The organism is Streptococcus sp. M334 (assembly GCF_000187745.1).
Classification (GTDB): domain Bacteria; phylum Bacillota; class Bacilli; order Lactobacillales; family Streptococcaceae; genus Streptococcus.
Genome location: NZ_GL732488.1, coordinates 41,602 through 50,958 on the forward strand (window position 1 = coordinate 41,602; position 9,357 = coordinate 50,958).

A 9,357-nucleotide genomic window follows, 5' to 3' on the forward strand; every position below is an offset into this window, starting at 1 on the left:
GGCCCGCTGTCGCTAATTTACCATCTTCGGTTGCTGTTGGAACCTTGTTCGCTTCGCTTTCTGGTAAGTTCGCATTTGGAATTGTCAACTCGCCGTTGGCTCCTACCGTGAACGTTCCTACTCCATCTAGCTTGATTGGCGTATTTTGTGGGTAAGATGTGCCTTCTGGCGTTGTCACTCGATAGTGTACATCTCCATTGTCATCTCGTCTTGGTTGCGTGAAGACTGGTTTGGCACTAGCTTGTTTCTTCGCTGGGATCACCTTATCCCTATCAGTTTCTGCTGGAAGTTTGTTTCCTTCTTTTACAATAACTTTTCCTGTTTGTACTGTATCTTTCAGTTGGTCGTTCTTAATCGTGATTGTGCCATCTTTGACTCTGAATGTTTCGTCTATTCCTGGGACAGTCACTACAGAACCATCTGGGTAATTAGTATCGTCATGCCGTTTAATTGTTAGTGTCACGTCTCCTGTTGTGCCATCTTGCTTGTTGACCGTTACGTTAGGTGCAGCTGGCGCAACTTTTAGTGTGACATTAGTTTTTTCTTGAGAACCATCGTTATAGGTAATGACTACTGGTACTTGTTTTTCCTTATCAGCTTCTAGTTCTGGTAATTGTCCATCAGATGTAACAGATTTTATACCTGCTTTTTGATATGTTTTTGTTACGCCGTTTTCAATAACTCCTGTGACTCCTGTTGCTGAATATAAATCTGTTCCAGTAAGGTGACCCGTTGGTTTCTTAATAATGTCTGCTTTTGTAACTTCATGTGCTGTTAAAGTATGTGTTCCTTCATCAGATACTGCTTTAATATCGCCTTCGCCTTTGCTTGCAGTTGCTGTTACTGTAGTATTTACCAAGTTACGTGGAATTTCGATACTTCCATCATGAACGCTTACTCCATTAGCTTGTCCTGTTACTTGCCATCCATTTTGAGCATCTTTTGTTACTACAACACTTCCTGAGTTTAGAGGAATTGTAATTTTATCCCCTGAATTTGTAGAATCTGGTGTTACTCTTGCATTTCCATTTTTCCATTGTCCTACGCTTGGTGCTGTTGGCTTCGCTTCTTTAACAGCTACATATACTTTAACTTGACTTCCTTCTTTACCTTGGCTGTCAACTGCTACTAGAGTTACTTCGTATACCCCTGCTGGAGTTGCTCCTGTTGCTGTAGGTAATTCAGATACAACCTTAACATTTCCTGTTCCGTATGGTTTTTCACTTTCAGTAGCACGTCCATCTTCTGCATCTGTTACTGTCACTAAATCTTTTAACAAGTCGGCTGTCAACCTTGTTCCAGAATCATAGACTTTTCTATGAGTTTCATCTTTTCCTGTGTCACCTTTTACTTTGATAGTAGGTGCTGTATTCGTAACATTAACTACTTTCCAATTTCCAGCAGCCGTCGGGTCTTGTCCTGCTTCTGGTTGATAATCTACACGTAAACCTAGTCCTTTGCCGTAGGTTTCTGTATTATCCCCGTTAGCAGCTTCTTCTCTAATATGAAGTTTCTTACCGTTACTTTCTTCATTAAGAGGAATAGTAATAATACTTTCTGCTGGATTAGTCTTGCTTGCGCTAGAACTAATTCTTCCGACATATCCAGAAGCATCTGTCACAGTTGCATTATCAGCACGAGTTGCATCTGTGTGCCAAGTACCATCTGCACCACGTACAAGAGTGACACTGTTTGGTTTATCGCCTTTTTCTTGATTGTTATGGAATCTCAACTCCACTCGTTTAGCATCATGCGAGACTGCAATATCGATATGCTTGCTACCAGCAATTGCAGGTGATACAGAATAAGCACCCATTGTGACTTCTTTTTCATCACTTGTAGTTGAAACCGTTCCTCCTGTGACTGTATTCTCCACTGTAATCGCTCGCGGTGTTGTAGTTTCTCCATTCTTAGCAACTGATTGACGAAGTTTTACAGTAGCAGGAAGCGTAGCTGTCCATGTATTATCATTGATGGTTACTTCGCCATTATTTTCACTAGATAGAATGGTATTATTCTCATCGTTCAAATGAACTTTGACCACTTTATTAGTTGCATTAAATCCGCCTAAAGTACCCCTCAATGTACGGCTAGTTGAAGTCACTGTTGCTGTATCAAAGGTTGGTTTTTGAGGAGTGACTTGTTCACTGTTGCTATTATTAGAAACTAAAGAATAAGCAGTTGGGACTTGTCTTGTTCCCGTATCCGTTGTTTTTGTTTTTTGATAAGTTCCTGAGACAACCACATTAGCTGTCAATTGTTGACCTAAAGTAACTGGATTTCTATAGTCAGCTTCAGCAAAAGTTGTACTTTCTGTTCCTGCTGCTACAGTTTTTTCTGCAACTACAGTGCCAGCAGCATCTTTTAATTGTACTGTTACAGTTAATCCTGCCGTCAACTGTGCAGTTGTTGGAAGATTGCTCACTGTAATCTCAGGTTTAGTTCCTGCTTTTCCTTGGAATTGATTTGCAGACAACATCGGCGCTTGTGGTTTGACGGCTAAATCAACTTTAATATCTTGATGTGTATAGTTAAACGTATCATCTCCACGTAATCTAGCAATTGGCGACGTGTAATAAACATTAACATTTTCTTCACGCATTCCTATTGTAGTTTGAACTTTAGAAACTGGATTTGCAGAACTACTGTATCCATCCCCCCAAGCTATCGCAGTTCTTGGTGGATTAGCTAGAGAACTACTTGTTTTTACATAGTCAGCAGCATTTTGTTTCTCGAAATTTTTACCTACTTCTGTCTCAAAGTAAGTCTTACCTTCTGGATAGTTCACTTCATTTCCATAAGTATTAATAGTGATTTCCTTCTCTACCCTACTACCATTAGGAAACTCTACAATAATTGTTTTTTTAGTAACCCCAGCAGTAGTACTTCTATCTGGAAGAGCCCCATCCTTGAAAGTAATTGACGTCGCATTTGGTCTTCGCCCATCAAATGCTACATAAAAATCAGGCTTAACAGGTCGTAATCTTCCTCCAGTTCCTACTACAGCTGATGTCAACGGTTGACCTACAATCTCAGAGTAGCTACTTACTTCTTGATTATCTTTTTTACGATAAGTAACCGCTGGATACTGTGTTTTAAAGAATCCTAGACTTGTTTCATTGCTACTATCCTCAGAACTATTATTCCCTGAGTTATCCTCTGTTTTCGCTAAAAGCTCATATACTGTTGTTGAGGTAGCATTATTATACAATTTTTCTATAACATCCTGCTTCTCTACTCCATTTTCAACTATCAAAGTCTTCTCGTTTCCTGTTTTAAGCCACATACTAAGCTTGTGTCTTAATGGATTGTTTTTAGCATCAGTATCATCATCTTTGTCATAATTATCTGTTAATTTTACAAGACTAGTGAAATCTGGACGATGTTCCTTAGGTAAATAGTCATAGAATTTTTCAGCAACCCCTAAATTATTTGTACTAGATCGTTGTACCTGTGGTTTTTCTACGTCTACAGGCACAAAGTAAACATTAATAACATTTGTCGTTGTATCTTTATTTTCGCTTCTCTTAGATAAAGTAGTCGTATTAACATACTCAGGACGAAGATACAACTGAGCTTTATAAATAGCTCCACTACCATTTGCCACATGATCTAATGAGATTGCTTGTATTCCGTTAGCTCCAGCAATGCTTGCATTTTGTAGACTCGTACCAACAGCGCCAGGAGTTCCTTTCCCGTTTTCAACTAACTTATTAGGTGAATTAGAAACAACCTGTCCACCACTAAGATTTCCTGCATCTACCAAATCTAGCACATTAATATAATTATTGTTTTTCTTAAATTCATTTGAATTTCGAACCTTACTAAATCCTTCACGACTATTTTCTGCTTTTTCTTTATCATCCCCTCTAGCTTCAACAAGAGATGGATTTTCAACACTATTTGTACCTGCTTTTGGTTTTAAGTGCATCATTCTTAAGACATCATTTAGATTGATACCTTGTCCTTTTGTCGCATCATAGTAATAGATTAAACTACGATTTCCATTTACAGATGGGTCACTTGTACTATTAGACCAAGCAAAACCTTTATCTGTATCTCTATTCGGTAGTTTTGCACCTTCGATATTTTCTAATAAGAAATCCTTACGAATATCTGCGAATCGAGTAACAAATCCCGCACCACTATTCTTATTGGGTTCAGTTTGAAGCCAGCCACGTTTCTTATCTTTTGTAACAACAATAGCTCCGCTGTCTGAAATCTCAATATTTTCATCTTTCAAACCAAGTGTAGGATTTGCTTTTTTCAAAGCGATTCTAATTGCTGCTTTCTCAGCATCATTCAACTTGCTATCATTTGCTTGAACGATACGGTTAGCTGCATTCTCTATTAAATTTAGTCGAGCAGTAACTTCTTTTTCGTTACTATTACCTGACATTGTAGATACACCACGGTGAGTTACCTTCACGCGTGCATAAAGAGTTTCCCCTTCTCTCAATCCATTTGGACGAGCACGATTAATATCACTTTCTCGGAAAGTCCACTCGGTCTCTCTACTTCCTTTATCAAAAGAATGTTCTGCTATAGGAGTAGTATCATCTTGATCACTATATAATTGAATCGTACGAGTTGCCTCTTTGTTAACCGTACCTACTTCAGAAGTACTCTCACCAATATTAACGATATTCTTCACTTTAATATCTGGCTTATGACCTGCCTGACCATAAAGGAGATCTGCATTGCCATCAATAGTTGGAGCTGTTGGATCAACTGCAACTAAGATTCTTCGTTCAATAGTAGCTGGAGCAAATACCGTTCTACTTGTACTTTCATTATTTGCGATATCTCCCGCCCCACTGAAATCAGCCTTAATCATACGTCCATAATGCCCCATAGCGATACTAGCACCTTTAGATGCATCAGCAGGATTAGAAGAGATTCCACCATTATTAATACTATAAACCATTCCATCTGGTAGATAAGAATATCCTCTATCCGCCTTACTTGAGTCATTAATCACTTTCCAGTAGTCTTTAGGATTGATATTTTTAGTACCATTCATTACATTGACAGAATTTCCATCATGAAGTCCGATAACATAACTCTTACCACCTGGTTGACCAGCATCAGGTGTTTCATAAACATTTTTAAAATCTAAATCTACAACACGATATTTAAATTTAAATGTACTTACGTCTTTGCTATCACTACCTGTAACCGTTAAAGTAGCTTCGTGTTCTCCTAAAGCATAATCATTATTTACAGTACCGTTTGATAATTTAGCTGTGTACTTCTGCGTTTCGCTACCTGTTTGTTGACTTCCTGGGAAGTTTGTACTTGTCACTCCTTCAGGTAATCCACTGACAGTTACATTACTAATTTTTCCAGCATTATCCCATGCTTTTAATTCCGGATTAAAGGTTGCTCCACGGAAAATTGTAAAGATCGGTTCTCCTGCTGTTGTACCGAGAGATACTCCATTTAGAGTAGCTTGTGGTTTTGCATTGTCAGTAACATTGAAGTTTACTTCTTTTTTAATTTCACGTGGCGCATAGAGAGTCATGCCGTTAGCTGTAAGACTTCCGTTTTGAGCTCCCGTTGGGAATACAGCTTTTGCTACATGTCTAACTAATCCAAGATTAGTTAATGTTGTATTTTGATTAGCATTTTCCCATTCCCATCTCATTCCTCCTGGGAAATATTTATTCCCTTGATCCGTGCTACCATTTAAGGTATCAATTAAGTAATTATGAGAATCTCCTATTTTATCGTTAAGAGAAGCAGCTTTAGGTGAATTTCTCACCATCACATCAGCAATAGTATATTCAAATTTATATTCTTTTGCATTACCACTGAGGTCTCTTACAGTAACAGAAGCTTCACGCGTTACTAAAGGTGCATCATCATCCACTTTTGTATTACTAAAATGATAATCTCCATTTGTAATTAAAGTACGAGCGTAGTCTTTATTCCCTGATTTATTAAACCAAACACCATTTGGAATATTTTTTACATTAAACTCAGCAATCGTGTTGGAATTATCTGTCACTTTAAAAGTAGGATTAAAATTAGCTCCACGGAAAATCACAAATCGATTATCTGATGCCCTTTCTGTTAAGACTTTTCCATTCATCATAACTGTAGGAGCTTGAGTATCTCTACTCTTAACAGTATCTTCAGCTGAAGTTTCATCACTATTCAGATACGTTGCAATAGCTTTAATTTTCGTATTATCTTCAACGGTTTGCTCTGTAATAGATACACGACCTGTTGAAGTGTCCACAGTTACACCATCTGGACGATTACCAACTACTCCCCATGATGATCCTTCTTTTTTCACCGTAAGTGTAGTATCGCTCTGTTGTCTAGTTGGTCTATAAGAAACAACCATTTTATCTGTCGTACCATTTGGTGTAACAGAAGCAGATCCATCAAGCGGAGTTGCTATTGTTGGAGCAGCTGGTTTAGCTTCTTTTTGAATATGTTTGAAAAGTACATCTACATAGTCTACTGAATCGTCTTGATTATTTGTGCTGGAATTATTTTCATTATCATAGTAGGTGACCTTAACTTGTTTTTTCACCCAAACAGGCGTTGTCTCCGTGATAGTTGGAACATTTCCTTCCACGTGCCCATTCGTATTTACCTTTTGATATTGTTGACGAATCGCTTCTTTTAACTTTTCTAAGTTTTCTTTTGAAATTTTTCCACCAGGTAAAACATCGATATCATCTGGCACTGTAAACAACTCTGTTTTATGATTATCAAGTGTTAATTCGATTACTCTCTTACCGGTTGATAAACTTGAGTCACCTACCCATTGAACTTGCTTCACTGCCTGTTCTTTAATTTTATCACTCGTACGAGGGAAGTATGAAATTCGATCCTTATAGAATGAATTCCCAGGGTTTGGAGTTCCCATATCATCGGCATCTGGAGTTTTAAATCCATCAATTTGAGATGAAACATCCGTATAACTCTTGATATAAGTATCGGCATTTCCTAAATCAGCCTTATAATTTTTTGTATCCGTCACCTCTTTAGCTACTGGTTGATAGATATCAGACTGAGTCACAATTTTATATGGCAAACGGAAATTAATTGCTTGTCCCTTAACTTTAGCTTCAATATAAAGAGTATGGTTTCCTTTTGTTCTATCAGCAGTTGTGTTTACGCCATCTTCTGAACGTTGTCTGCTAAAGCGATTATGTAAACTCTTGAGGTAATCAGCACTAAAATTATCGGTTGATTTATAAGTGTGGTAATCGGTAATATCTCCACGGCCAGGGTTCGTCTGACTGTTATTATAAGTATCCTCAATAGTAACGGCACTACTCATTAGACCACTTTCTGTGTCCAAAGTACCAATCCCTGTACCTTTTAAGAAAGTTGTTTTTAACACATTCGTATCAACCGTTACATTATATCGTTCTTGCACACCATACCATTGTTGGTAACTCTTGTGCATAAAACGTCCACTAGGTATTTTTTCATATGATTTCATACCAGCAATATAGTATAGCGGATCTTCAGTATCCCCTACTGTATCAAACTCAACAACATAAGTATTTCCTTTATCAAAGTCACGTGGTCTAAAAGCAAAGACATTTTGTGTAGAACTCTTGATTTTATCGTACAGTTTATCCGTAATTCTTTTATCATCTTCAGACATACCATCACGGTTAAAATAAACACTTGTATCGTTTCGCACAAAATCATCTAAGGTATAAATACCACCACGGTTACCTACAATTCCATTCTGAGTATTTGCAACATTTTCATAGTAAGGACTACCATTGACACCACCATTTGGAGAACCAACAGCCGTTAAATATTTGTCTGCTTCACCATTAAATACTTGAGCAACCCCACCGTGTTTTACAACAGAACCATTCTCTTTCAAAGTCATATTTTGTACAGAATGACCACTTGGAACAGTAAAATAATAAATTGGATTTTGTCTAGACTCACGAGCATTATTATATGTTATTTTCCAATGATACCCGTTTGATTGTTTAGTAACTTCCGCAAAAACTTTTTGTTTTAATCTTTTTACAGGTTGTGGACCTAAATCAGCATTGTTTCTACCATTGGCAGAACTATTATCATTGTGAGATATATACAAGAAGGTACCCTCTGGATACCCAGAGTTATCGCCAGCTTTTGTGATATACCCTACCTCTGCGTCACGTAAGTTGTCGTTACCTTGAGCATCATAAACTATACCGTTTGCTGCTCGATAAATTGCAGATCTAAAGTAAGATTCTGGCAACATCTTCTTACCGTTATCCAAGTCACGTTTTCCTGAATGTTCACGTGTGACAGCAAGTGCAAGTTTTTTCTCTGCTTGCTTACCTTTCTTCATTAATTCTTCGATTTCTGAAGCTGTCAATTGTGGATTTACTATCCCATTTTCGACAGAGCGGACAATTTCTTCTACTCCCTCCAAGAGTTTCTTGGTTTCAGGGCGTTCAATTTTTTTAGCAGTATATAAGTAAGTGATTAAACTTTTAGAAAGTGATTCTAATTTATCTTTATTAGCTGTATCTTCTTTGTTGTCATCTTTTTGAACATCTTTAATTTCTTCAGTCTGATCAGTAGGAATCACAGCTTTATCAGATACTTTGAGCTCTTTTTTATCTTGAACTTTAGAATCGGTTCTATCTTCCTTGTTAGAATCTTTATCTTTAGCCTTAGACTTAAGTAAACGCACTTGCTCTGTAAAAGATTGAACCCGACTTACTTGACTTGCAATCGCTTCCTCAGAAACATTTTCTCCATCAAGTAAACGCTTATTTTCATCTGTTAATTGAGAAAGTTGATTAGATAGACTTAATAAACTTTCCTCGTCTGCTTTTGCAATCGCAGCTTGAAGTTCACTAAGAGCCTGATTAAGAGCAGACTTATCCACTGATTTCTTAGCAATTGCCTCTTTCTCAGACCCTACTTCCTGTGATTTTTCTGAATGTCCCTCTGTAGGTGGAACTCCCTCAGTCAAACCAGTAACAGCAACCCCCACTTTTTCAGTATTGGCTGTTGCAGGAGAGACGGCCATATCCGCCTTAGCTACTCCATTAGCAAAAAACATTAACGCTGCTATGGCAACACTTGCAGCACCAAAATGGTACTTACGAATAGAATAACGGTATAATTTTTCACCATTATCATTAGACTTTTTACCAAACATAAATATGTCCTTTCTATTGTTTTAGTAGAATAAGTTTAAAATCTCCGAGACATAATGACTCGATAATATGTTAACTCTTTTAAAATAAAAAATCAAGCATTTACATAAATATCATCTAAAAATGTAAGCGCTGTAACACTGATATTTCAAGGTGTTTTACACATTATATATATATATATATATATATATATATATATATATATATATNT

General features: G+C 37.2%; 1 protein-coding gene. It reads right to left on the reverse strand.

Annotated elements, in window-relative coordinates; all coding sequences use genetic code 11:
- Positions 1–9,148, reverse strand: a 9,148-nt coding sequence (locus HMPREF0851_RS10260; RefSeq protein WP_000467127.1) for a YSIRK-type signal peptide-containing protein, incomplete at its 3' end; no start/stop codon positions are given.
- Positions 9,149–9,357: the final 209 nt, after the last annotated feature.